This is a genomic window from Streptomyces yangpuensis (genome assembly GCF_024666385.1).
GTDB lineage: Bacteria > Actinomycetota > Actinomycetes > Streptomycetales > Streptomycetaceae > Streptomyces > Streptomyces yangpuensis.
This window is the reverse complement of sequence record NZ_CP102514.1, coordinates 7,278,274-7,300,217: the sequence shown is the minus strand read 5'-3', so window position 1 is coordinate 7,300,217 and position 21,944 is coordinate 7,278,274. Positions and strand designations below refer to the sequence as shown.

The following is a 21,944-nucleotide window of genomic DNA, read 5'->3' as shown; positions in this document are numbered from 1 at the left end:
CGTGCCGAAGGGTGTGTCAGAGGGAGCTCTTCGACGCGCTGGAGACGACGCACTCCTTGTACTCGCTGCCGTTGCCCTTGCCGGTGTACGGCGTGGTGGCCTCGGTCTGCTGGGACGCACCCGCCTTGACCTTGAGACCGGTCACCCTGGCCTGGGCCGCTACCGCGCTCGACCCGGCGGCCGGGTTGAACTTCATGGTGATGCTGTAGGTCTGGTCCAGCGAACCGCTGTTGGTGACGGTGAGCCGGGCGACCAGGTTCTTACCGGAGCTGTCCAGCTTGCAGCTGTCGATCTTGATGTCGCGCTCGGCCTTGTCCCTGCTGGTACCGCCGGTGGTGGTGGTGCCGCCGGAGCTGCTGCTCGTACCGCTGGTGCCGCTGGTGCTGTCGCTGCCGCTGGTGCTGTCGCTGCCGCTGCTTCCGCCGCTGGTGCCACCGCTGCTGCTGCCGCCCGAGCTGCTGGAGCTGGAGTGGCTGCTTCCGCCGCAGCTGGCCCCGTGGGAACCGCGGGCACCGGTGAGCGCGACGATGGCGATACCGAAGACGGCTATCGCGCGGACATGACGAAACTTCACGTTCTACCCCGTTGGAATGTCAGGAACCGAAACAGCTCGCTTTGACGAGCACACGTCACCCTAACAGCGGATTCGGACAACCCCGTTCCGCCGCGCCGGAGCACCCGCGCGGCCGCGCCGGCCACCGTTCGGGGTGCGGTCAGCCGGGGTCGACGACGAGGTCGGCGCGGTGGCGGCCGGCGGCGATGAGGCGGGCGTTCGCCTCGTCGGAGCGGGCCACCCAGGCGTGTGCGAGGGCGGGTTCCTTGCCGTGACGCACGTGCCGTTCGACCAGGCGCCGCACCCGGGTCTCCTCGTCCGGGGCGCAGTACCAGGCCTCGTCCAGCAGCGGCCGCACCCCGGCCCACTCCCCCGCGTCGTGCAGCAGGTAGTTGCCCTCGGTGATCACCAGCGGGACGTCGGGGGGAACGGGGATGCTGCCGGCGATCGGCTCCTCGACGGTCCGGTCGAACGCGGGCGCGTAGACCGTGACTGCGCCGGATCCGGCGCAGGCGCGCAGGCGGGCCAGCAGGTGCACGTACCCGGCCGTGTCGAAGGTGTCCGGGGCGCCCTTGCGGTCGGCCCGGCCCAGCCGGTCGAGTTCGGCCTGGGCGAGGTGGAAGCCGTCCATGGGTACGACCACGGCCGTCCGCGGGCCGAGGGCTTCGGCCAGCCGGGCGGCCAGGGTCGACTTCCCGGCGCCGGGCGGCCCGGCCACGCCGAGGATCCGCCGACCGCCGCGGCGGGCCAGCCCGGCCGCCCTCTCCACCAGCTCCGTGGTCGTCTGCACGTGCGCATCCTGCCCGAGGCCGACAGGGCCTGGGAACGGGCGCGCGGAGGGGCGGGCCGGGCCGGCCCGGGGTCAGCAGCGGGGGCAGGCGTCGCGGATGACGCGCCAGGTGAAGCTGGTCGAGGCGGTGGCCCCGGCGGCGTCCCGGACGGTGACGGTGACGGTGCGGGTTCCGCTGCCGCGCGTGACGCCCGAGATCAGGCCGGTCGAAGGGTTGATCGTCGTGCCGAGGTGCAGGTTCGAGGCCGACCAGGTGTACGGCGCCACGCCGCCGGTGGCCGTCATCTGCAGGCGGACCGCGTCCCACTGGAGGTTGACCTGACCCCCGGGGTTGGCCACGACCGGTGCGGCGGCAACCTCGGCGGCCACGGCGGTGGTTGCGGTCTGCGACGCGGCGAGGGCCGGGCCGGCCGTTGCCACCAGGAGGGCCGCCAGGCCGAGGGCCAGGGCCGCCGGTCTGCGCGGGGTGCGTAAGGCTGTGCTCAACAGGACCTCCGAACTCGTCGGGTGTCGCGGCGGAGTCCGGTACGAGTCCCGGACGCCGTCAACTCCCGCATGGGATATGTCTGTTCGAGGTGCGATGGGGCGTCGGAATCATAGGCGGCCCCGCCCCCGGCGTCGATGCCCCCGCACCACCCGGTCGCGGACAGGGCCTAGGAAGCCGGTTTCCAGCCCCAGGCCGTGAGCATGCCGGGCGACAGGCCGGTACAGGCGGGGGACGCCAGGTACCGTACGGCTTCGTCGAGTTGTCCGTCGTCGACGAGACCGGTCGCCACCATGGCCTCGCGGGCCCGTTCCCAGGTGTCGGCCCAGAACCTGCTGATCGGGCTCCCCGGCAGGAGGGGCGGTACGTGGATCTCGGCCGCCACGGATTCCAGCCCGGCCGCCCGCAGCAGTTCGGGGTGGCGGGGCACCTGTGAGACGTCCGTACCGATGGTGTGGCGCAGTCCCCGCCACATGGCCCGCATGGCGCGGGTGTACGGCGTGGCGGGCGCGGAGTCCGTGGTCAGGTCGACGGCGTCGCTGACGACGAGCACGCCGCCGGGGGCGAGGAGCCGGCTCAGTGCGGCGACCATGCGCTGCGGGGAGGGCAGGTGCATGAGCACGAACCGGGCGTGGACGAGCCGGAAGCGGCCCGGGGCGAAGTCGTCGGCGGTGACGTCCGCCTGGAGCACGGTCAGTCCGGTCACGGGCCGCGCGGCGAGGAACCGGACGTCGCGGTCCACGGCGAGGACCTCCGTGACGCCGGCCTCCGCCAGCAGGCGGCGGGCGATCGTGCCCGTGCCCGCCCCCACGTCCAGGCAGGTCCATCCGGGCCCCACCCCGAGCGCGCGCAGCCGGGCCATGGTGGTGTCGTCGTAGGTGAGGGCTCCGAGGTCGATCCGGTCGCCCTCGCCACCCTGGTCCGGCCGGAAGACTCGCTCGCCGTAGCGCCCCTCGCCCGGGGATCCGGCACCCTCCGACGACAGCCCTGTGTCAGCCATGGGGCAATTGTCCCCTCGATCGGCCGTGCGCGCGTGGCGTCGACCGGCCGTGCGCGCGCGGCATTGCGCCCGGCCGGGTCCAGGGGGCGTCTCGCCCTCAGGCTCCGCCGGCCCGGGCGGACAGCGCGGTGCGCCAGGCCGGGGCTTCGGCGACGGGCTCCGGAGCGGCACGGCGGCCGCCCGCGGCGAAGAAGGCGGACAGCGGGAGCGTGGCCGCGCCGACCGTGACCGCGTCCGGTCCCAGCGCGCCGAGGCCCACCGTGACCCGTCCGGCCGGGTGGCGCAGGGAGTAGCGGGTCGCGTGCTCCCGGACCGAGGGCAGGAGGTACGGGCCGAGCAGCAGCCCCGCCCAGCCGCCGATCAGGATCCGCTCCGGCTGGAACAGATTGACCAGGTCCGACAGGCCCGCACCCAGGTACTCCGCCGTCTCCTCCAGGAGGTCGACGGCCACCGGGTCCGCCGCGCGCGCCGCCGCGAGCAGTGCGCAGAGCGCCGCCTCCTCGTCCACGGCCCCGGGCCGCGCGGGGCCGCCGCCGCGCTCGGCCCACCGGGCCAGCAGCGACTCCGCGCCCGCATAGGCCTCCAGGCAGCCGAGCGCACCGCAGCGGCAGCGCCGGCCGCGCACCGAGACGGTGAGGTGGCCCCATTCCAGCGGTGTGCCTCCGGTGGTTCCGCCGTCCGGCGAGCCGTCGGTGATCAGGCTCGCGCCGACGCCGGAGCCGAAGAGCACGACGACCGCGTTCCTGGCACCGCGCCCGGCGCCGAACCACATCTCCGCCTGGCCCAGGGTGCGCGCGCCGTTGTCGATGAGGTACGGGACCTTCTCGGGCAGCGCCCCGGTGGCCCGCAGCAGCCGCTCCAGGGGGACCGCGTCCCAGCCGATGGTCTGGCCGTGCACCACGGATCCGCCGGGCGCGTCGTGGTCGACGATGCCGGGTACGCCGACGCCGACGCCCAGCAGCCGGTCCGCGCCGATGCCCGCGTCGGCCAGCACGGTGGCGATTCCGGCCGCGACGTGGTCGACGACCGGACCGACGTCGTAGCAGCCGCGGGGCAGCAACGGCATCTCGGTACGGGCGAGTTCGGTCAGGGCGAGGTCGAACAGCTCGACGCGGACCCTGGTCTCGCCGACGTCGACGCCGATCATGTACGCGCTGCCGGGGCGGACGCGCAGCAGGGTGCGGGGCCTGCCGCCGTCCGAGTCGACGACCCCGGCCTCCTCCAGCAGGCCGTCGGCGACGAGTTCCCCGACGACGTTGCTGACCGACCCGGAGCTCAGCCCGGTGGCCGGCCCGAGTTCCTGGCGGCTCACCGGGCCCCCGAAGTACAGCCGCTGCAGGACGGCACTGCGATTGCCGCGCCGCAGGTCCCGTACCGTGCGTCCGCCACGCCCTGTGGTCATCTGACCCCTTCCACCGTCACGTCCGCGTGACTCCGCTCGCAACATACCCTTGCCCGGCCCCTTGACGCGACCCTTCCACGCCGCTTAACTCACGTCCTAAATTAAGGCCTGGATCAACCCCGCCGAAAGGGACCGATCCCCCATGCGCAGATCCTCAGCGACCGCCACGGCCGCCCTCGTCACCGTCGCCGCCCTGCTCGCCACCGCCACCGGGTGCGGCGCATCCGCCGACGGCGCGGGCTCGAACTCCGCCCCCGACGAGCTCACCTACTGGGCCTCCAACCAGGGGGCCGACATCGCCGCCGACCGGGCCGCCCTCGGCCCGGAACTGAAGAAGTTCGAGGAGCGGACCGGCATCAAGGTCGAACTGGAGGTCATCCCCTGGTCCGACCTGCTGAACCGGATCCTCGCCGCGGCCGCCTCCGGGCAGGGCCCCGACGTCCTGAACATCGGCAACACCTGGTCCGCCTCACTCCAGGCCACCGGCGCGCTGCTGCCCTGGAACGCCGAGAACTTCCGGGCCGTCGGCGGCCGGGACCGCTTCGTGGAGTCCGCCATCGGCTCGGCCGGGGCGGCCGGCCAGGACCCGGCCGCCGTCCCCCTCTACTCCATGGCCTACGCCCTCTACTACAACAAGAAGATGTTCCGGGAGGCGGGCATCGAGAAGCCGCCCGCCACCTGGGACGAACTCGTCGAGACCGGCAGGAGGATCGGCGACGGCGGCCAGGGCGGCAGGTGGGCGCTGGGAGCCGAGGGTGCCAACCTCGCCAACAACATCCACCAGGTCTTCGTCCTGTCCCGGCAGCACGGCGGGTCCTTCTTCGACGCCGCCGGAAAGCCCACCTTCGACACCCCCGCCAACGTCGCGGCCGTCAAGCAGTACGTCGACCTGATGGCCGAGGCGAAGGTCGTCGCGCCCGGCAACGCGGAATACGACAAGAACCAGTCCCTGAAGGACTTCGCGGCCGGCCGGACCGCCATGGTGCTGTGGCAGAGCGCGGCCGGTTCCTTCAAGGCCCACGGGATGAAGGACGGCGACTGGGGCACGGCCCCCGTCCCGGTCCCGGCCGGCGCCGTCCCCGGCCCGGGCGCGGGTGTCAATTCCATGGTCGCCGGGATCAACATGGCCGTCTTCAAGAACACCGACAACCTCGACGGCGCCCTGAAGTTCGTGGGGTTCATGACGAGTGACGAGGAACAGAAGATCCTCAACAGGACCTACGGGTCCATCCCTCCCGTCAAGGCGGCGCAGAGCGACCCCGCCTTCGCCGGCCAGGACCTCACCGTCCTGCGCGACACCCTCGCCACCAGCGCCGCCCCGCTCCCCCAGGTGCCGGAGGAGTCGCAGTTCGAGACGACCGTCGGCACGGCCGTCAAGGAACTCTTCGCCGACGCCGCGGCGGGCCGGCCGGTGACCACCGATTCGGTCAGGGCGAAGCTCGCCAAGGCCCAGCAGCAGATGGCGAACTGAGCCGCCGGCCATGACCTCCCCGCCCCGTACGGTCCCGTCCGGAACCGGCTCCCGCACCACCGCCACGGCCACCGCGGGGACCCCTGCGGCCCGCACCGGCGGCGTTCTCGCGCGCGTCCGCGGGACCGGCGGCCCCCGCCACCCCGGCCGGGCCCGCCGCGCCGCCCTGCCCTACCTGCTCCTGCTGCCCGCGGTGCTGCTCGAACTCCTCGTCCACCTCGTCCCGATGGTGATGGGGATCCTGATGAGCTTCCGCAGCCTCACCCAGTTCTTCATCCGGGACTGGTCCCGGGCCCCGTGGACGGGCTTGGACAACTACGAACTCGCCGTCGACATCGACCGGCCCGTCGGCCGGGCCCTCCTCGACTCCTTCGTCACCACCTGCCTGTTCACCGTCCTGTCCGTCGCCCTGTGCTGGCTGCTGGGCACCGCGGCAGCGGTGTTCACCCAGCACTCCTTCCGCGGCCGCGGGCTGCTGCGCGCGCTGTTCTTCATCCCGTACGCCCTGCCCGCCTACGCGGCGGTCATCACCTGGGCCTTCATGTTCCAGCGCGACAACGGCCTGGTGAACCACGTCCTCCACGACCAGTTGGGCCTCGGCGGCGCCGAGCACACCTTCTGGCTGATCGGGGACAACAGCTTCTGGGCGATGCTGACCGTCTCGGTCTGGAAGACCTGGCCCTTCGCCTTCCTGATCGTGACGGCCGCCCTCCAGAACATCCCCGGGGACCTGTACGAGGCGGCCGCCCTCGACGGCGCGGGTGTGTGGCAGCAGATCCGCCGCATCACCCTGCCCTCGCTCGGCGCCGTCAACCAGGTCCTGGTCCTCGTCCTGTTCCTGTGGACCCTCAACGACTTCAACACCCCCTTCCTGCTGTTCGGCAGAGCCGCTCCCGAGGCCGCCGACCTCATCTCGATCCACATCTACCAATCGAGCTTCGTCACCTGGAACTTCGGCACCGGCTCGGCCATGTCCGTCCTGCTGCTGCTCTTCCTGCTCCTCGTCACCGCCGCGTACCTGCTCCTGACCGGTCGCGGCCGGAAGGACGCCGATGCCCGCTAGTACGCACTCCCCCGGGCGCGGCCGCCGCGGCTGCGGCCCTCTCGACCCGCCGGCCTCGTTCCGGGCCCTGCGGGCCGTCTTCCTCACCCTGCTCGCCGCCTTCACGCTGCTGCCCGTCCTCGTGATGGTCACCAGCTCCCTCAAACCGCTCCAGGACGTCGCCGGACGGTTCCGGTGGATCCCGAGCGGGCTCACCCTGCGCCCCTACACCGACATCTGGCACACCGTCCCGCTCGCCGAGTACCTGGTGAACTCGCTGATCGTGGCCGGCACCGCCACCGCCGCGTCCGTCGTCATCGCCGTGTTCGCCGCGTACGCCGTCAGCCGCCACCGCTTCCGCGGCAAGCGCCTGTTCACCCTGACGGTGCTCTCCACCCAGATGTTCCCGGGGATCCTCTTCCTGCTCCCCCTGTTCCTGATCTTCGTGAACCTCGGCAACGCCACCGGGATCGCCCTCCACGGCTCCCGCGGCGCGCTGATCCTCACGTACCTCACCTTCTCCCTCCCCTTCTCCATCTGGATGCTGATCGGCTACTTCGACTCGGTGCCGCGCGACCTCGACGAGGCGGCCTTCGTCGACGGCTGCGGCCCCTTCGGCGCCCTGTTCCGTGTCGTGGTGCCGGCGGCCGTCCCCGGGATCGTCGCCGTCGCCGTCTACGCCTTCATGACCGCGTGGGGCGAAGTCCTCTTCGCGTCCGTCATGACCAACGACGCCACCCGCACCCTGGCCGTCGGCCTGCAGGGCTACTCCACGCAGAACGACGTCTACTGGAACCAGGTCATGGCCGCCTCGCTCGTCGTCAGCATCCCCGTCGTCGCCGGGTTCCTTCTGCTGCAGAAGTACCTGGTGGCCGGACTCACGGCAGGAGCCGTCAAATGACCCTCCCCGAAAGCCTTCCCACGACCGGCGTGGACGCCGTCGACGTCGGTGCGCTGCCCCGTGACTTCCTCTGGGGCACCGCCACCTCCGCCTACCAGATCGAGGGCGCCGTCGCCGAGGACGGCCGGTCCCCCTCCATCTGGGACACCTTCTCCCGCGTGCCCGGAGCCGTCGACGGCGGCCACACCGGCGACACCGCCTGCGACCACTACCACCGCTGGCCCGAGGACATCGCCCTGATGCGGGAGCTGGGCACCAACGCCTACCGGCTCTCCGTCGCCTGGCCGCGTGTCGTCCCCGGCGGCGACGGTCCGGCCAACGCCAGGGGGCTGGACTTCTACGACCGCCTCGTCGACGGCCTCCTCGCCGCCGGCATCCAGCCCTCCGTCACCCTCTACCACTGGGACCTGCCGCAGGTCCTGCAGGACCGCGGGGGCTGGCCGGTGCGCGACACCGCCGAGCACTTCGCCGCGTACGCGGGGCTCGTCGCCGCCCGCCTCGGCGACCGCGTCACCCAGTGGGCCACCCTCAACGAGCCGCTGTGCTCCGCCTGGATCGGGCACCTGGAGGGCCGGATGGCCCCCGGCCTGACCGATCTGACCGCCGCCGTGCGCGCCTCCTACCACCTCCTGCTCGGCCACGGCCTCGCCTCCGGCGCCGTCCGCGCGGCGGCTCCGGGCGCCCGGATCGGCATCGTCAACAACCTCTCCACCGTCGAGCCCGCCACCCCCAGGGACGCGGACCTCGACGCCGCCCGTCGCATGGACGGTCACGTCAACCGCTGGTGGCTCGACCCGGTCCACGGCCGGGGGTTCCCCGCCGACATGCGCGAGGTCTACCGGGTCGGGCTCCCCGAGCGGACGGGCGACCTCGGCGTCATCGCCGCTCCCCTGGACTGGATCGGGCTCAACTACTACTTCCCGCAGGTCGTCACCGCCGACCCGGACGGTCCCGCTCCGTACGCCCGTCAGGTGGCCCGCCCCGGGGTCCGGCGTACCGCCATGGACTGGGAGGTCGACGCCGGCGGTCTGGAGACCCTGATCATGCGCCTGCACCTGGAGTACGGCGCCGGGCCCGTCCACATCACCGAGAACGGCTCCGCCTACCCCGACACCGTCGCCCCCGACGGCACCGTCCACGACCCCGAGCGGGCCGCCTACCTGACCGCCCACCTGGCCGCCTGCGCACGTGCCGCCCGCAGGGGCGCGCCCGTCGCCGGGTACTACGCCTGGTCCCTGCTGGACAACTTCGAATGGGCCTACGGCTACGACAAGCGCTTCGGTCTGGTCCACGTCGACTACGCCACCCAGCGGCGCACGGTCAAGTCGAGCGGCCGCCGGTACGCCGGGATCATCGCCGCCCACCGGGACCGCTGACCGGGGCGGCGTGACGCGGGTACTGCGGGGCGGCTGCTGCCGCCCCGCAGTCCGTGGGCCCACGAGGGTCAGGGGAAGGAGAGGAGGGTGGAGGGGACGGTCGAGGTGCCCGAGGTCGGGGCGCCGGTACTGTTGATCACGTGCTCGTACTGGCCGTTGCCGCCGAGCGAGACCACCAGCAGGTCGTGGAACTTCACGCCCGGCTTGACCGGGGCCTGGAAACCGTGTTCCTGACGGATGGTCGGATCGACGTTGTAGTAGCAGTAGCTGCCCAGCCCCCATCCCTCGTGGACCTCTACCGAATCGGCCACCTGGTAGGCCGCGTAGCCCTTGATCGAGCCGTTCTGGATCGCCGCCTGGTCGGGCGCGTCGTACGCCTTCTCGTTCTGGAAGAAGATCGTCCGGCCGCGTTCGCCGTTCCACTGCACGTCGTACTTGTTGAAGTGCTCCACGAACAGGCCGGTGGCGAGCACGTCGTCGCCGTTGACGCGGAAGCCGTAGTCGGAACGGTTGGTCTCCCAGCCGACCCCGTCGCCGTGGTCGGCCCGCCAGATCCAGGTGTGGTCGACGATCGTGTCGTGGTTGTTGACGACCATGCCGACCGTGGCCCTGCCCGGGCCGGCCCCGCCGACGCGGATGAAGACGTCCTGCACGGTGGTCGGGTCGGCGGCATGGTCGGTGGTGGTTCCGGCGGGACCGATCTCCAGCAGCGAGGGCGAGTTGACGGGACCGGCGTCGATCAGGAAGCCGGCCAGCCGCACCCCGTCGACGTCCCCGACCTTCATCGCGGTCACCCCGTTGTCCGGGATGACGGTGGCGAGGCCGAGGCCCAGGACCACGGTGCCGGGCCGGTTCACCTCGATGGTCCGGTCGACGTGGTAGACGCCGGGGGTGAACAGCAGGTGCAGGCCCTGGGCCAGCGCCTGGTTGATCGTCGCGGCGCTCGCCCCCGGCTTGACCACGTAGAACTGGCTGAGGGGGACGGAACTGCCCTGCGGGGCGACGCCGTTGCCCCAGGAGGTGCCGCGCGCGTCGACCCGCTTGGCGGGCACGAACACCTTGTAGTCGTTGCCGTCGAGGTACAGGAAGGGCTTCTCGCGGGAGATAGGGGTGGTGTCGAGGGTGGTGTACGGCGGGTTCGGGAAGCCCTGGGCCGGTGCGCCCTGAGTGCCGGAGAAGACCTGGTTCCAGACGCCGTTGGACCAGCCGCCGATCGAGCTGTCGCGGGTGTACCACTGCTGCTGCGAGTAGTTGCCCACCTGGCCGTCGATCCTGGAGTCGGCGATGTAGCCGCCGGAGGCCCATCCGTAGCCGTTCGGCGCGAGGTTGAGACCGCCCTTGACGTGCATCCGGCGGAACGGCGCCGCCTGGGAGACGGCCCAGCGGTCGGTGCCGTTGACGGGGTTGAGGGCGAGGTTCTCGGCGGAGCGCCAGAAGTTCTGGGTGGCGTTGCCGTTGAACCAGCCCGCGTCGACGGTCACGTCACCGTTGATGGTGGTGTCGTCGGGGCTCAGCCCGAGGCCGGAGATGGCGGTGTAGAAGCCGATCTGGGCGTTCAGGCCGTGGTAGGTGCCGGGCTTGAAGAGGAACTGGTAGCGGCCGGACCCGAACTGCGCGGACTCCTGCTGCTGGAAGACCTGGTCGAGCCTGGCCTGGATGCCGGGCGTGGCGGGGTCGAAGACGATCACGTTGGGGCCGAGGTCTCCGCCGCCGGGGAGGGTCGGGCCGGTGTCCGTGGTCCCGTACACCTGGAACTCCCAGAGCGAGTAGCCCCAGGCGGTGGCCCGCTGGGTGCCGTACACCCGCACATGGCGGGCGGTGCCGGTGATGTCGAGGGTCTGGACGCCGCCGGGCCCGGCGCTGGTGGAGTAGGCGGTGGTCCAGTCGGTGCCGTTCTCGGACAGCTCGATGCGGTAGGCCCGCGCGTGGGCGGTCTCCCAGCGGAGCACCACCTGGCTGAGCCGGGCGGTGGCGCCGAGGTCGACCTGTATCCACTGGGGGTCGGCGAACCGGCTGGACCAGCGGGTGCCGTTGTCGCCGTCGACGGCGGCCGAGGCGGGGGTCCCGGCGCCTTCGGTGCTGGAGGCGGTGGCGGGCCTGCCCTGCGAGAGCAGGACGGGCGCCGCCTGGGCGCTGGTGCTGCCGGGCAGCAGCACGAGGAGGGCGGCGACGAGCGTGGCGGCGAGAGCCGACGCGAGGGAGGGCCCGGGGCGCGGGAGGCGCGTGCGGCCTGTGGGGGTGAGGGGCATGCGGAGTGCTCCTGACGTCGTGGATCCGGGGGGGGATCGAAGCGTGAGTGAACTGCTCGCCGAAGAGCCCGTCAAGGGCTCCTGCGTTCACGAAACGAAGACCGGACCATGCGTCAGATACGCGGCAGAGCTGTGAACTCGGAGTTTCTTCAATCCTTGTGAAAAGTGTTGACGAAAAAAGTTGCCGTCGCTGTACTGGCGCTGCCGCCGACCCCCGCACTTGATCCCGTCGACGCCAGCGGTGGGACGATCGGCTTCAGACTTCAGGAAGTGACCCTGCAAAAGCGAAGGGGGGCCCTATGTGTTCGATGTTTTACGCCGCCCCGGCCCGTGGGCCGGGGCGGTCGTCCTGCCTGCGGAGCAGGGCTGTCAGGTCTGGTCAGGGGCCGGAGCGGCGGCCGGCGGGGTGGGGCCGGCCGGGGCCGGGGCCGGGGCCGGGGCCGCTGCGGCGATCAGGGACTCCGCGAGGTTCTCCTTGCGTATCCGCAGGTCGACGTAGAGCAGCGCGGTGACCAGCGGCGGGAAGCCGAACTGGAAGAGCCCGCTGACCAGGACGCCGGCGAGGATGCAGATCACATACACGCCGAGTCCGACGACCGCCACCTCCGGATCCGGGTCCCCTTCGCCCGCCTGCATCACGCTCGGCAGGAACGCGGCCATGCCGACGAAGCCGAAAGGCATCTGGATGGCGTAGCCCACGGCCCCCGCCACGAGGTATCCCAGCATCGTGATGCCGAACACGCGCCACCAGCCGTCCTTGACCAGGCGGGAGGAGCGCCGCAGCGCGGCGACGGTGCCGAGCCCCTCGCACACCGCGGCGGCCGGCGCCAGGCTGAGGCGCGTGGCCAGCCAGACCGTCACGGGCAGGCAGAGCAGGACGGCCAGAACCAGCAGGATCAGGGCCGCCGGCGGGCCCGATCCGTCGACGGACATGATGACCAGCGGGATGCCGACCGCGTAGACGAGCAGCATCGGCGCGCCCGCGATCAGCCCGGCGAGCACTACGGTGCCGAGCACCGCGGGCAGCCGGGACCAGCAGCGGCGCCACATCGCGCCGAACGTCGTGGAACGGCCTAGCACGGCCTCCTGAATCACGGCCGGGCCCAGTGCGCTGAGCAGCCCCGCGCCCACGGTCACCGTGACCAGCAGGAGCACTCCGACCGGCACGAAGGCGAGGAGCAGGCCCATCACGTCCTCGTCGGCGGCGCTCTCGCCCGGCCCGAGGTCGAAGACGTCGGTCAGCCGGTCGTGCGCGACCGCGACGGCGATGCCGGTCGCGGCGGCCACGAGCAGGATCCCCATGCCCTGTACGGCGAGCATGATGCCGACCAGGGGCTTCCAGTGCCGGCGGAAGGCCGAGAACGCCCCGCCGAGTATGTCGCCCACGCTGAGCGGTTGAAGCGGTATGACGCCCGGTGTCGGCGCCGACGGCGGCACCCAGCCGCCTCCCCATGGCGGCACCGGCTGTCCCGGGTGCTGTGCCCACCCCGTGTTCTGCGACATCTGTGTGTTCCCCCTCGGATGAAAGGGAGAGGGTAACCCGCGGCGGGGCGCGGCCGTGCACGGGCCCCGGGCCACTGTCGCCGCCTCCCGTGCAGGTCAGCTCCTTCGGAACGGCCACCGCACCGTACGCACCGCGCGCTCCGAACCCACCGGACGCGCCTTCGCCGACTGAGGATAGGGTGCGGTGCGCACCGATCGGGCGGTACTGGGGAGCGGCAGGGTGATGAACGGTCAGCGGCCGGGCGGCGACAGGGCAGCGGCGCATTTCGAGCCCCTCGGTCCCGACGACCCGACGACCGTGGCCGGTTACCGGCTCGGCGCCCGGCTCGGTGCCGGCGGCATGGGCAAGGTGTACCTCTCCCACACACCCGGGGGCCGCCCCGTCGCGATCAAGGTGATCCGGCCCGAGTTCGCCGAAGACCCGGAGTTCCGCCGCAGGTTCGCCCAGGAGATCCGCTCGGCGCAGCGCGTCCAGGGCCTGTACACCGCACCCGTCATCGACGCGGACACCTACGGCCCGCGCCCCTGGCTGGCCACCGCCTACGTGCCCGGGCCCTCGCTCGCCACCGCCGTGTCCGCGCACGGCGCCCTGCCCCTGGAGACCGTGCTGCTGCTGGTCGCCGGGATCGCCGAGGCACTCCAGGTGATCCACGGCGCGGGCATCGTGCACCGCGACCTGAAGCCGTCGAACGTCCTGCTCGCCTCCGACGGCCCGCGCGTCATCGACTTCGGGATCGCCCACGCCGCCGACGCGACCTCCCTGACCGGCAGCGGGGTCTTCGTCGGTACGCCCTCGTTCATGGCGCCCGAGCAGGCGTCCGGGCGGGGCGTCGGACCGGCCACCGACGTCTTCGCGCTCGGTCTGATCGCCGCGTACGCCGCCGTCGGCGCGCCGCCGTTCGGCGAGGGGCCCTCGCACGGCGTGCTCTACCGCATCGTGCACGAGGAGCCCGAGCTGTCGGGGGTTCCGCCGCGGCTGTCCGAGCTCGTCATCCGCTGCCTCGCCAAGGACCCGGCGGCCCGTCCGTCCGTCGCCGAGGTCATCGCGCTGTGCCGGACCGCGAACGGCTCCACCATGCTGCGACGCCCCGAGGACTGGCTGCCGGCGGCGGTCACCGCGGAGATCTCGGCCCGGTCCGCCGCGCCCGCTCCGGATCTCACACCGCCGCCTCCGACACACCCGCCGACGGCGTCGGCCACGGCTCCCGGCGGGGCGGCGTACGCGCCGACGACGCCGTCCACGCCACGACCGCCGGCTCCCCCGGCGACCGCGCCGCGGACCCCGTCCGCTCCGCAGCCGGCTCATCCGTCCGTGAGCCCGTACGCGCCCACGCAGTTCGGCGCGGCCGCGCCGCGGTCCGCGGCGCCGGTGCCGTTCCAGCCGCAGCACCCACAGCACACACAGCAGATGACGGGGCCACGGGCCGGCCGGCGGGGGCCGGCCGTGCTGGCCGCGGTGCTGGCGCTCGCGGTCGTCGGCGGTGCGGCCGTGTACGGGCTGACCAAGGGCAAGGACACCGGCTCCGGCTCCGGCTCCGGCGCTTCGTCGTCCGCTTCCGGTGGCACCGGCGGCGGAGCGGGCGACGCCGCGAAGCCGTCGACCGGCGGCGCCCGCCCCGACCCGGCGCCCGCCGACCACAAGGGCGTCAACCTCACGGCGGGGTACCACCTCAGCCTGGGCGAGGAGCCGTTGCGCCCGCAGAAGGGCGAGGACGGCGGGTACGAGCTGTCGTACGACACGGGCGGCTATCTCGACGCCGAGGGCCGGGGCGGCAGCATGGTCCTGCTGGACCCGGGTCAGGAGGGCTCCCTGGCCACCTGCCGCACCGAGACCCGCTTCACACAGAACGTGTACGTCGACAAGCTGGGCACGGGCCGCCAGATCTGCCTGACCACCGGCACCGGGCACCTCGGCCTGATCACGGTGCGCGGCATCTCGCCGGAGGACTCCCCGAGCACCTACCTCACGCTGGACGTGACGGTCTGGCGCAACGGCGCGGCGGGCTCCGCCTCCCGCTGACGAACCGGGTCGGCCGTCGTCACGCGGCTGTTCAGGCGGCCGTTCAAGCGGCCGTTCGCCGTGACATGCGGTAGACGACGCTCGGGCGCAGCGGGCCGTCGGGCACGGTGAGGTCGTCGAAGTCGTCGGCGGGGTCACGGGTCATCCCGATTCGGCGCATCACCGCCTGGGATCGCACGTTGGTGGCCGTGGTCACCGCGAGGATCTCCGGCAGTGCGAGGGTTTCGAAACCGAAGGCCACGACCGCGAGGGCGGCCTCCGTGGCGAAGCCGTGCCCCCAGGCCGAGCGGGCCAGACGCCAGCCGGCCTCCACCCCGGTGAACGGCATGTCCTCGTCCACCGGGTCCAGACCGGTGAAGCCGATGAACTCGCCGGTGTCCCGCACCTCGACCGCCCACCAGCCCCAGCCTCGCTGCTCGATGGCGGCCCGGAAGCGGGCCGCGGACGCCTCGCTCTGCTGACGGGTCAGGACGCCGTCGAAATGTTCGCGGACTTCGGGATCGGCGTTCATCGCCGCCCAGGGGGCCAGGTCGGACTTCCGCCATTGGCGCAGGACAAGACGTTCGGTTCGCAGTTCGGACATGCCGTCAAACTATCCGATCACCTTCAACCGATCATGTTTCAGGGACCGGAGGGAACCTCGACGTCCCGTTCGCACTCTCACGGGGCGTACCCGGAAGGAGGCTGTCATGAACACAGGTACCAGCAGCGCGGGGCCGAGGCACCCGAGGCACCCGAGGCGCCTGTGGCAGATCGAGGCGGCGTGGGCGCTCACGCTGGCGGCCGTGTCGGCCGAGGTCCTGGTGTGGGTGCTGGGGGTGTTCGTGGTGGCGCCCACCGGACTGAACGAACTGACCGAGCACGCCGGGCGCAGCGGCGCGATCGCCCAACTCGCCCTGTCGGGCGGGGTACTGGCCGTCTTCGTGGCCGGTTGGCTGGCCGTGGCGGCGCAGATGCGGGCCGGGCGCGGCTGGGCCCGTGTGGCGCTGACGGTCGTGGGTGCGGCGTTCCTGCTCTTCCGGGTCGCCGACTTCGGCATGGACGGGGCCGACCCGGTGTGGTGGGGCGTCGTGAACGCCCTGCCCGACCTGCTGGCCGCGGCCGCCGTCGTCCCGATGTACCTGCCCGAGGCCCGCGCCCACTTCCCGGCGCGGGCGCGGCGCGCCGCCTGAGCACGGCGTACGACGGCGTGGCCGGAGGTCTCGCACTCGGCAAGACCTCCGGCGACGACGGGCCGTCGGGCCGTCGGACCGTCGGACCAGGTTCTGGCGGGTTCGGACGACAGGGCCTTGGCCCGCCGAGCCCGACGCGCGCGTTCTAGTTCGAACGCGGCCGGGGTGCCGGACAGGCCTGCCAGGCGAGGTGGTAGAGCGTGCTCACGCTGGCGTCGGTGGAGTCCATGGTCATGAAGCTGGTGGCGGTCTGCGGATTGGACGTGCCGGCGTTCACGCGCAGTTCGGTGTTGATGTTGAAATTGCGTTTCTCACCACACGGCGCCCAGACGAGATCCGCGTACTCCGTCCTGTCGGTCGCCTGCCAGTTGTCATTGAGCGGGCCGTTGAACTGATGCGTGCGCTGGGCGGTCTGCGGCATTCCCTGGAAGTAGTAGCTCGCCTTCTCCTGGCCCCAGGCTCCCGGTTGGAGGAATGCGAATCCCCGGTAGTCGGCCTGGACAATGGCGTAGGTGAATCCCGAGGGAACGTGGACCCGCAGATTGAGCTGGCAGTTCTTGCGGAATCCGGTCGGCGGCGCGCCGGGCCCGACCTGCGCGAGGTACTCACTGTAGGTGACGGTGAAGGCCGTGTTGTCGGGTGCGACGGCCACTTCGGCGGTGCCCTCCCGACAGCCGGACCCGTTCACCGTGGCGAGTTCGATCACGATCTTGTCGGGCGGTGCGGTGATCTGCGGGGTCGGGCCGGCGGCTCCGGCCGGGGTCGCCGTGACGATCAGCGCCGCAGCCGCGGCACCGGTGAACAGGGTGCGGGGCAGGGAAGGGGACATCGTTGTCACTCCTGACCGTGATGTGCTGGTTCCGGGGCTCACGCCGTGTCAGACCGCGGGACATTCCTTCCACGCGAAGTGGTAGACCGTGCTCACGCTGCCGTCCGTGGAGTCCATGCTCATGAAGCTCAGCGCCTGCGGGCTCGATGTTCCGGCGTACACGCGCAGTTCGCTGTTGACGTTGAGGTTGCGCTCCTCGCCGCACGGCGCCCAGACCAGATCGGCGTACTCCGTCTGGTCGCTCGCCTGCCAGTTGTCGGAGTAGGGGCCGTTGAACTGGTGGGTCCTGCGGGTGGTCTGAGCCATGCCCTGGAAGTAGTAGTTGGCGCGCTCCTGGCCGTAGGCCCCGCGCTGGAGGTGGGCGAAACCGCGGTAGTCCGCCCGGGCGATGGCGTACGTGAAGCCCTGCGGCACGTGGATCTGGAGGGCGAGCTGGCAGTTCTTGCGGAAGTCGGTTCCGCCGGAGCCGGCGCCGGTCTGGGCGAGGTAGTCACTGTACGTGACCGTGAACGAGGTGTTGTCGGAGGCGGCGGCGACGCTCGCCGTGCCCTGGGGACATCCCGAACCGTTCACGCCGACCACGTCGACCGTGATTCTGCCGGGAGGATACGTGGCGTTGTGGGCCTGTGCCGGCATCGCCAGGGTGGACAACGCCACCACCGCCGCGCCGACGGTCAGCCTGCGGAGCAACATCCTTGTTTCTCCATTCATCGGGGGCCGCCGATCGAATTTCGGCATGGACATGCCACCACGGGCCCGCCGACGGCGAAAGGACGGGATATGGACAACCGCCCCCGTGGTGTGCGCACACCCGTTCACTGGCCGAATTCCGCCACGGCGGCAAAGCCCCCGATGCGACGCCGCCCGGCCCCGGAACGTCCCCACGCAGGTCGGACGGCAGACCCCACGGTCCGCCCCCCGGCCACTCACCACAAGGCGCCGCGCCCCCAACTTGGCCGGACCAGGCGCGCCACCGCCCCGCCCCACCACGCGACGAGGCACGTGCCCCGACCACCCCGGTCCGAAAGAAGTCCGGGAGCGCCTGGGGGCCGTGGAGCGCGCACTGTCCTTCGGCCCGGCCGAACGCGTCGCCGCCGATGCCCGGGACCGGCTCCACTGCACCCGCGGTGAGGAACGGGTTCTCGACGGCCCCCTGCGCACAGGGCGCCACGCCGCCCGCCAAGGGCTCGGCCCGTGCGGCCCGGCCGTGCACCTGAGCTGATTCGCTCCGCCGCCCCGGGGCAGGTCAGCGGCCTGCGGCCGTACGGGCCGCCGCCCGGGCCGCCTTGGCCTCCCGTACGGCGTCCCGGTGGCGCCGCTCGGCGGCCTCCGCCGCGGCGGCGAGGTGTTCACGCTCCTCCCGGACGCGCTCCAGCCGCGCCTCCAGCAGGCCGATCTCCTCGTCGAGCGCCCCGAGTCCGGTGCGGGCCTGCGTCCGCTCCGTCTCCGCCCGGGCGAGCGCCTCCTCGGCGAGTTCGGCCTCCCGCCGCGTCCGCTCGGCCTCCCGCCGCCTCCGCTCGGCCTCCCCCGTATCCGGCTCCGGCACCCGCTCCCGCTCCCGCTCCCGCTCCCGCTCAGCCTTCCGCTCCCGTTCCGCCCCGGCCATCGGCGGTCGCGGCGCCGCGCCCGGTTCGGGTGCCACGTCGGCGAAGCCCACCGCCGGGGGCGGCGCCTTCGCCAGTACGCCCCGTACCCAGTCCCGGGCGGCCTCGGGATCGGCGAGGACGCTGCGGAGGATCTGCTCGACCTCCCGCTGGACCGCCGCCGACAGGTCCTGCCCCGCTTCGCCGGCCAGCCGACGGGCCTCGCCGGCCATCGCGGCGATCACCACGTGCTGCTGGTGGGACAGCTTGCGCAGCTCCTCCCCCGACAGTGTCCGGTGCGCCTCGCGCAGCCCCTCCCCCAGCTCCAGCAAGCGCCCCGCCTGATCCGCGTCGGCGCGGGCGAGCCGGTTCGCGGCCCACACCGCCAGCGTCGGCTTGCGCAGGGCGGCGATGCCCTTCGCCTCGGCGCGCCGCCCCGCCTTGCGCGCGGCGGCCGCGTGAGCGTCCCGGGCAGCGGTGAACTCCTCCGGCCTGAGCCCGTACAGCTCGGCTGCCACCGCGTCGATGTCGGCCACAGCACCACTTTCCCCCACCCGAGGGTCCGGAGCGACAGGGCACCGGTTGGCGCCCCGCCTCACCCCGGCCTGTCCCCCCGGCTCAGGCCGGGTCCCGCACCACCTGGGTGTTCTGGCCGGCGGTCAGCAGCCAGGGCCCGTCCGCCTCCCGTGTCATCACGTACAGCGGCGCGCCCTCACTGCCGTCGGGCGCGTGGTAGACCTGGCGCACCTTCACCGCCGCGACGTCCGGCCGCAGGAACTGCACGTGGACGACCTCGTAGGTGACCTCGCCGTCCCAGTTCGCCCCGGGCAGCACGGCACGAGTGAATTCGGCTATCTCCGCGAATCCGATGAGGACCTTGCCGTGTGCCGTCGTCCACAGCGCGTCCGGGTGGAACAGAGCCAGGAAACCCTCGGCGTCCTTGGCGCGCTGGGTGCGTTCGACCGTGGCGACGACCTCTTCGATCGCCTTGATGTCGGCGGCCTTGGCCGCCTGCTCGATGTCCATGGGCCCGATTCTGCTCCCTCAACCGCACTTGAGGTCAAGCGATATGATCATAATGCGGCATGACCATGAAGACCCTCTACCTGCTCTGCTCCGCCGCCCCACCCGTGTTCGACGTCGCCCATGTCGTCGAAGACGCCCAGGCCCGCGGCTGGAACGTGTGCCTCGGGCTCACCCCCACCGCCGCGCACTGGCTCGCCGGGAGCCTCGACGGGCTCGCCGCCCTCACCGGCCACCCCGTGCTCTGGCAGTACCAGCTCCCCGGCGAACCTGAGCAGTGGCCGGCCGCCGACGCGATCCTCTACGCCCCCGCCACCTTCAACACGGTCAACGCCTGGGCCCTCGGCCTCACCGACCGGCTGACCGTCGGCCTCGCCGCCGAGGCCCTGGGCAACGGCACTCCCGTCACCGCCATCTCCTGCACCAACAGCGCGCTCGCCGCGCATCCCCAGTACGACATCTCCCTCGCCACCCTGCGCAACGCCGGGGTCCGGCTCCTCCCGCACGACAACACCCCCGCCGAAGCCCCGGCCCCTTTCCCCTGGACCACGGCCCTGGGCGCCCTCGACCCCGTCCTCGACCCCGCTCCCGTCCAGCACTGAGCGAGCGGACCGCCAAGGAGCGGGGACGGCGGGTGCGGGCCGCGGCTTGCGCGGCCGCGGCTCCTGTCCCATAGTCCGAGGTATGGACGCGCGCGAGGCCGCGCTCCGGCGGGCGCACGACCATGCCGTCCGGTGGCTCGCGAGCCTGTCCGAACGGCGGGTTCCCGCACGCGCTTCGGTCGAGGAGATCGTGCGCGCGCTCGGTACCGAACTGCCCGACGCCCCCGCCCGTCCGGCCGATGTGGTCGACCTGCTGGCCACCGCGTGCGAGCCGGGACTGACCGCCTTCCCGAGCGGCCGCTTCTACGGGTTCGTGGTCGGTGGTACGGAGCCTGCCGCGCTGGCCGCGGACTGGCTGGTCAGCGCCTGGGACCAGAACTCCGTGATGCGGGCCGCCTCGCCCGCGTACGCGGCTGCGGAAGAGGTCGCCGGCACCTGGCTGCTCGATCTGCTCGGTCTGCCCGACGACAGCGCCGTCGGCTTCACCACCGGTGCCACGATGGCGAACTTCACCTGCCTCGCCGCCGCGCGCGACGAGCTGCTGCGCCGCGCCGGCTGGAACGTCGCCCGGCACGGGCTGGTCGGTGGTCCGCCCGTACGGGCCGTCGCCGGCGAGGACCGCCACATGGCGGTGGACCTGGCGCTGCGTTACCTGGGTCTCGGCGCCCCGGCCCTGGTGAAGGCGGACGGCCAGGGACGTATGGTGCCGGAGGATCTGCGGCGCGTCCTGGCGGCAGGCGGAGACGGACCGGCCATCGTGATCCTGCAGGCCGGGGACATCCACTCCGGTGCCTTCGACCCCTTCACCGATACGGTCCGCGCCGCCCGTGGGGCGGGCGCGTGGGTGCACGTCGACGGGGCGTTCGGGCTGTGGGCGGCCGCCTCGCCGCGTCATGCGCACCTGACGGCGGGCTGCGCGGACGCCGACTCGTGGGCGACGGACGCCCACAAGACCCTGAACGTGCCCTACGACTGCGGTCTCGCCGTCGTGCGTGACCCGTCCGCGCTGCGGGCGGCGATGGGCCGGCGTGGCGACTACCTCATCCAGCACGAGCACGGGGACCCCGTCGACAAGGTGCCCGAACTCTCCCGGCGCGGCCGGGCCTTCACCGTGTGGGCGGCGCTCAGGTCCCTCGGCCGCTCCGGGGTCGCCGACCTCGTCGACCGGCTGTGCCGGCACGCTTGCGCCTTCGCCGACGGCATCGCCGGGATCGAGGGTGCCCGGGTGCTCAACGAGGTGGTGTTCACCCAGGTGTGTGCGGAGTTCGGCGACGACGAACGCACCGAGCGGGTACTCACCCGGCTCCTCGACGACGGCACGACATGGATCAGCGGGTCCACCTGGCACGGGCGGCGCGTCATGCGCGTCTCGGTGAGCAACTGGTCCACGGACGAGGACGACGTGACGCGCGCCCTGGACGCGATCCGCCGCGCCGCCACTGGCCTCTGACTCCGGCTGCCCGTCTCCTCCGACGGCGGCCTCGCCCTGCGGTCGGCGCCGGTCGCGTCAGTGGACGACGCTGAAGCTGCGCCAGGGGTTGGTCCTGGGGGCCGTCACGTTCGACAGGGTCGTCGCCACGTAGATGCCGTTGTTCGGGTCGTTCGTCTGCTTGCAGTCGTAGTTCTGGTACAGGATGACGTCGACGAGGGTGTTGTTCTCGACGTGGGTGGCCCCGTCCGGGATGGCGATCCGGTGGCAGCCCGTGACGAGGCTGTTGTTGTAGTGGATCTCGACCGGCGAGTCGTGGCCGCGGAAGCTGAGCTGGCCGACGGTGGTCCGACCCAGACCCGAGCAAGCGGTGGCGCCGAGCAGCAGCGCTGCGGCCCCCGCGATGATGCCGATACGTCGCCTGTGGGACATGGTGCGGTCCTCGTCTGTGCGGTGGTGGCGGTCCTTGCCCACAGCGTGGCCCGGGGTGGCGCGCGTGGCCTGCTGTGCTCGGC

The 21,944-nt window shown here is 72.4% G+C and carries 22 protein-coding genes; 9 read left to right on the top strand and 13 right to left on the bottom strand.

Going from position 1 to position 21,944, the window contains the following annotated elements; translation table 11 throughout:
- Positions 1-16 precede the first annotated feature (16 nt).
- From NRK68_RS33070 to NRK68_RS33050, 5 genes are all read right to left on the bottom strand, one after another.
- A complete protein-coding gene (locus NRK68_RS33070) occupies positions 17-574 on the bottom strand; it encodes a hypothetical protein (protein ID WP_257857609.1) in 558 nt (185 codons plus the stop codon).
- Between the two features lie 139 nt (positions 575-713).
- Positions 714-1,343, bottom strand: a complete 630-nt coding sequence (locus NRK68_RS33065; protein WP_257857608.1) for a nucleoside/nucleotide kinase family protein — start codon at positions 1,341-1,343, stop codon at positions 714-716.
- Positions 1,344-1,415: 72 nt separating this feature from the next.
- The gene (locus NRK68_RS33060; protein WP_257857607.1) at positions 1,416-1,829 is read right to left on the bottom strand and encodes an Ig domain-containing protein; all 414 of its coding nucleotides are present in this window, start codon (positions 1,827-1,829) and stop codon (positions 1,416-1,418) included.
- 167 nt (positions 1,830-1,996) lie between these two features.
- On the bottom strand, positions 1,997-2,827 hold the full coding sequence (locus NRK68_RS33055; RefSeq protein ID WP_183064836.1) for a class I SAM-dependent methyltransferase: 831 nt from the start codon (positions 2,825-2,827) through the stop codon (positions 1,997-1,999).
- A gap of 97 nt (positions 2,828-2,924) precedes the next feature.
- Complete coding sequence (locus NRK68_RS33050) at positions 2,925-4,229, bottom strand: ROK family transcriptional regulator (protein WP_257857606.1); 1,305 nt, start codon at positions 4,227-4,229, stop codon at positions 2,925-2,927.
- Positions 4,230-4,371: 142 nt separating this feature from the next.
- Here NRK68_RS33050 and NRK68_RS33045 point away from each other — a divergent pair, with 142 nt between their 5' ends.
- The 4 genes from NRK68_RS33045 to NRK68_RS33030 are packed head-to-tail and all read left to right on the top strand — an operon-like array spanning position 4,372 to position 9,019.
- Complete coding sequence (locus tag NRK68_RS33045; RefSeq protein ID WP_183064834.1) at positions 4,372-5,700, top strand: ABC transporter substrate-binding protein; 1,329 nt, start codon at positions 4,372-4,374, stop codon at positions 5,698-5,700.
- A gap of 10 nt (positions 5,701-5,710) precedes the next feature.
- Complete coding sequence (locus NRK68_RS33040) at positions 5,711-6,763, top strand: carbohydrate ABC transporter permease (protein WP_257857605.1); 1,053 nt, start codon at positions 5,711-5,713, stop codon at positions 6,761-6,763.
- Positions 6,753-7,643 carry a carbohydrate ABC transporter permease gene (locus NRK68_RS33035; protein ID WP_183064832.1) on the top strand — a complete coding sequence of 297 codons (891 nt, stop codon included), beginning with the start codon at positions 6,753-6,755 and terminating at the stop codon, positions 7,641-7,643. Before NRK68_RS33040 ends, NRK68_RS33035 begins: the two co-directional genes overlap by 11 nt.
- A complete protein-coding gene (locus tag NRK68_RS33030; protein ID WP_183064831.1) occupies positions 7,640-9,019 on the top strand; it encodes a GH1 family beta-glucosidase in 1,380 nt (459 codons plus the stop codon). The genes NRK68_RS33035 and NRK68_RS33030 overlap by 4 nt, the downstream gene beginning before the upstream one ends.
- Positions 9,020-9,087: 68 nt before the next feature.
- On the opposite strand, the gene NRK68_RS33025 is transcribed toward NRK68_RS33030, so the two are convergent.
- Both NRK68_RS33025 and NRK68_RS33020 read right to left on the bottom strand, forming a co-directional pair.
- Positions 9,088-11,268, bottom strand: coding sequence for a discoidin domain-containing protein (locus NRK68_RS33025; RefSeq protein ID WP_183064830.1), 2,181 nt, complete (start codon positions 11,266-11,268; stop codon positions 9,088-9,090).
- 369 nt (positions 11,269-11,637) lie between these two features.
- Positions 11,638-12,654, bottom strand: a complete 1,017-nt coding sequence (locus NRK68_RS33020; protein WP_257857603.1) for a hypothetical protein — start codon at positions 12,652-12,654, stop codon at positions 11,638-11,640.
- A gap of 340 nt (positions 12,655-12,994) precedes the next feature.
- Here NRK68_RS33020 and NRK68_RS33015 point away from each other — a divergent pair, with 340 nt between their 5' ends.
- A complete protein-coding gene (locus NRK68_RS33015; protein ID WP_257857977.1) occupies positions 12,995-14,791 on the top strand; it encodes a serine/threonine-protein kinase in 1,797 nt (598 codons plus the stop codon).
- A 43-nt stretch (positions 14,792-14,834) separates the two neighbouring features.
- Here the strand turns inward: NRK68_RS33015 and NRK68_RS33010 are convergent, their stop codons facing one another.
- Positions 14,835-15,374: a GNAT family N-acetyltransferase gene (locus NRK68_RS33010; protein ID WP_257857601.1), complete on the bottom strand. Its 540-nt coding sequence runs from the start codon at positions 15,372-15,374 to the stop codon at positions 14,835-14,837.
- 106 nt (positions 15,375-15,480) lie between these two features.
- Here NRK68_RS33010 and NRK68_RS33005 point away from each other — a divergent pair, with 106 nt between their 5' ends.
- Positions 15,481-15,963 carry a hypothetical protein gene (locus tag NRK68_RS33005; protein WP_257857600.1) on the top strand — a complete coding sequence of 161 codons (483 nt, stop codon included), beginning with the start codon at positions 15,481-15,483 and terminating at the stop codon, positions 15,961-15,963.
- A gap of 145 nt (positions 15,964-16,108) precedes the next feature.
- On the opposite strand, the gene NRK68_RS33000 is transcribed toward NRK68_RS33005, so the two are convergent.
- Both NRK68_RS33000 and NRK68_RS32995 read right to left on the bottom strand, forming a co-directional pair.
- On the bottom strand, positions 16,109-16,792 hold the full coding sequence (locus NRK68_RS33000; protein ID WP_183064826.1) for a DUF4360 domain-containing protein: 684 nt from the start codon (positions 16,790-16,792) through the stop codon (positions 16,109-16,111).
- Between the two features lie 48 nt (positions 16,793-16,840).
- A complete protein-coding gene (locus tag NRK68_RS32995) occupies positions 16,841-17,485 on the bottom strand; it encodes a DUF4360 domain-containing protein (protein ID WP_183064825.1) in 645 nt (214 codons plus the stop codon).
- Between the two features lie 358 nt (positions 17,486-17,843).
- Between NRK68_RS32995 and NRK68_RS32990 the strand changes: the two genes are divergently transcribed.
- Positions 17,844-18,014, top strand: a complete 171-nt coding sequence (locus tag NRK68_RS32990; RefSeq protein ID WP_257857598.1) for a hypothetical protein — start codon at positions 17,844-17,846, stop codon at positions 18,012-18,014.
- A 24-nt stretch (positions 18,015-18,038) separates the two neighbouring features.
- On the opposite strand, the gene NRK68_RS32985 is transcribed toward NRK68_RS32990, so the two are convergent.
- Both NRK68_RS32985 and NRK68_RS32980 read right to left on the bottom strand, forming a co-directional pair.
- Positions 18,039-18,911: a hypothetical protein gene (locus NRK68_RS32985; RefSeq protein ID WP_257857597.1), complete on the bottom strand. Its 873-nt coding sequence runs from the start codon at positions 18,909-18,911 to the stop codon at positions 18,039-18,041.
- Between the two features lie 82 nt (positions 18,912-18,993).
- A complete protein-coding gene (locus tag NRK68_RS32980) occupies positions 18,994-19,401 on the bottom strand; it encodes an SgcJ/EcaC family oxidoreductase (protein ID WP_257857596.1) in 408 nt (135 codons plus the stop codon).
- A gap of 59 nt (positions 19,402-19,460) precedes the next feature.
- On the opposite strand from NRK68_RS32980, the gene NRK68_RS32975 reads away from it, so the two are divergent.
- Together NRK68_RS32975 and NRK68_RS32970 are read left to right on the top strand one after the other, a co-directional pair.
- A complete protein-coding gene (locus NRK68_RS32975) occupies positions 19,461-20,000 on the top strand; it encodes a flavoprotein (RefSeq protein ID WP_183064821.1) in 540 nt (179 codons plus the stop codon).
- Between the two features lie 82 nt (positions 20,001-20,082).
- Complete coding sequence (locus NRK68_RS32970) at positions 20,083-21,450, top strand: pyridoxal phosphate-dependent decarboxylase family protein (RefSeq protein WP_257857595.1); 1,368 nt, start codon at positions 20,083-20,085, stop codon at positions 21,448-21,450.
- A gap of 57 nt (positions 21,451-21,507) precedes the next feature.
- On the opposite strand, the gene NRK68_RS32965 is transcribed toward NRK68_RS32970, so the two are convergent.
- On the bottom strand, positions 21,508-21,861 hold the full coding sequence (locus NRK68_RS32965; RefSeq protein ID WP_183064819.1) for a hypothetical protein: 354 nt from the start codon (positions 21,859-21,861) through the stop codon (positions 21,508-21,510).
- Between the last annotated feature and the right edge of the window lie 83 nt (positions 21,862-21,944).

Coding starts and splice junctions, on each gene's coding strand:
- NRK68_RS33055 (WP_183064836.1), bottom strand. CDS start 2,827: ATGGCTGACACAGGGCTGTCGTCGGAGGGTGCCGGATCCCCGGGCGAG.
- NRK68_RS33050 (WP_257857606.1), bottom strand. CDS start 4,229: ATGACCACAGGGCGTGGCGGACGCACGGTACGGGACCTGCGGCGCGGC.
- NRK68_RS33045 (WP_183064834.1), top strand. CDS start 4,372: ATGCGCAGATCCTCAGCGACCGCCACGGCCGCCCTCGTCACCGTCGCC.
- NRK68_RS33040 (WP_257857605.1), top strand. CDS start 5,711: ATGACCTCCCCGCCCCGTACGGTCCCGTCCGGAACCGGCTCCCGCACC.
- NRK68_RS33035 (WP_183064832.1), top strand. CDS start 6,753: ATGCCCGCTAGTACGCACTCCCCCGGGCGCGGCCGCCGCGGCTGCGGC.
- NRK68_RS33030 (WP_183064831.1), top strand. CDS start 7,640: ATGACCCTCCCCGAAAGCCTTCCCACGACCGGCGTGGACGCCGTCGAC.
- NRK68_RS33025 (WP_183064830.1), bottom strand. CDS start 11,268: ATGCCCCTCACCCCCACAGGCCGCACGCGCCTCCCGCGCCCCGGGCCC.
- NRK68_RS33015 (WP_257857977.1), top strand. CDS start 12,995: ATGAACGGTCAGCGGCCGGGCGGCGACAGGGCAGCGGCGCATTTCGAG.
- NRK68_RS33010 (WP_257857601.1), bottom strand. CDS start 15,374: ATGTCCGAACTGCGAACCGAACGTCTTGTCCTGCGCCAATGGCGGAAG.
- NRK68_RS33005 (WP_257857600.1), top strand. CDS start 15,481: ATGAACACAGGTACCAGCAGCGCGGGGCCGAGGCACCCGAGGCACCCG.
- NRK68_RS33000 (WP_183064826.1), bottom strand. CDS start 16,792: ATGTCCCCTTCCCTGCCCCGCACCCTGTTCACCGGTGCCGCGGCTGCG.
- NRK68_RS32995 (WP_183064825.1), bottom strand. CDS start 17,485: ATGTTGCTCCGCAGGCTGACCGTCGGCGCGGCGGTGGTGGCGTTGTCC.
- NRK68_RS32980 (WP_257857596.1), bottom strand. CDS start 19,401: ATGGACATCGAGCAGGCGGCCAAGGCCGCCGACATCAAGGCGATCGAA.
- NRK68_RS32975 (WP_183064821.1), top strand. CDS start 19,461: ATGACCATGAAGACCCTCTACCTGCTCTGCTCCGCCGCCCCACCCGTG.
- NRK68_RS32970 (WP_257857595.1), top strand. CDS start 20,083: ATGGACGCGCGCGAGGCCGCGCTCCGGCGGGCGCACGACCATGCCGTC.
- NRK68_RS32965 (WP_183064819.1), bottom strand. CDS start 21,861: ATGTCCCACAGGCGACGTATCGGCATCATCGCGGGGGCCGCAGCGCTG.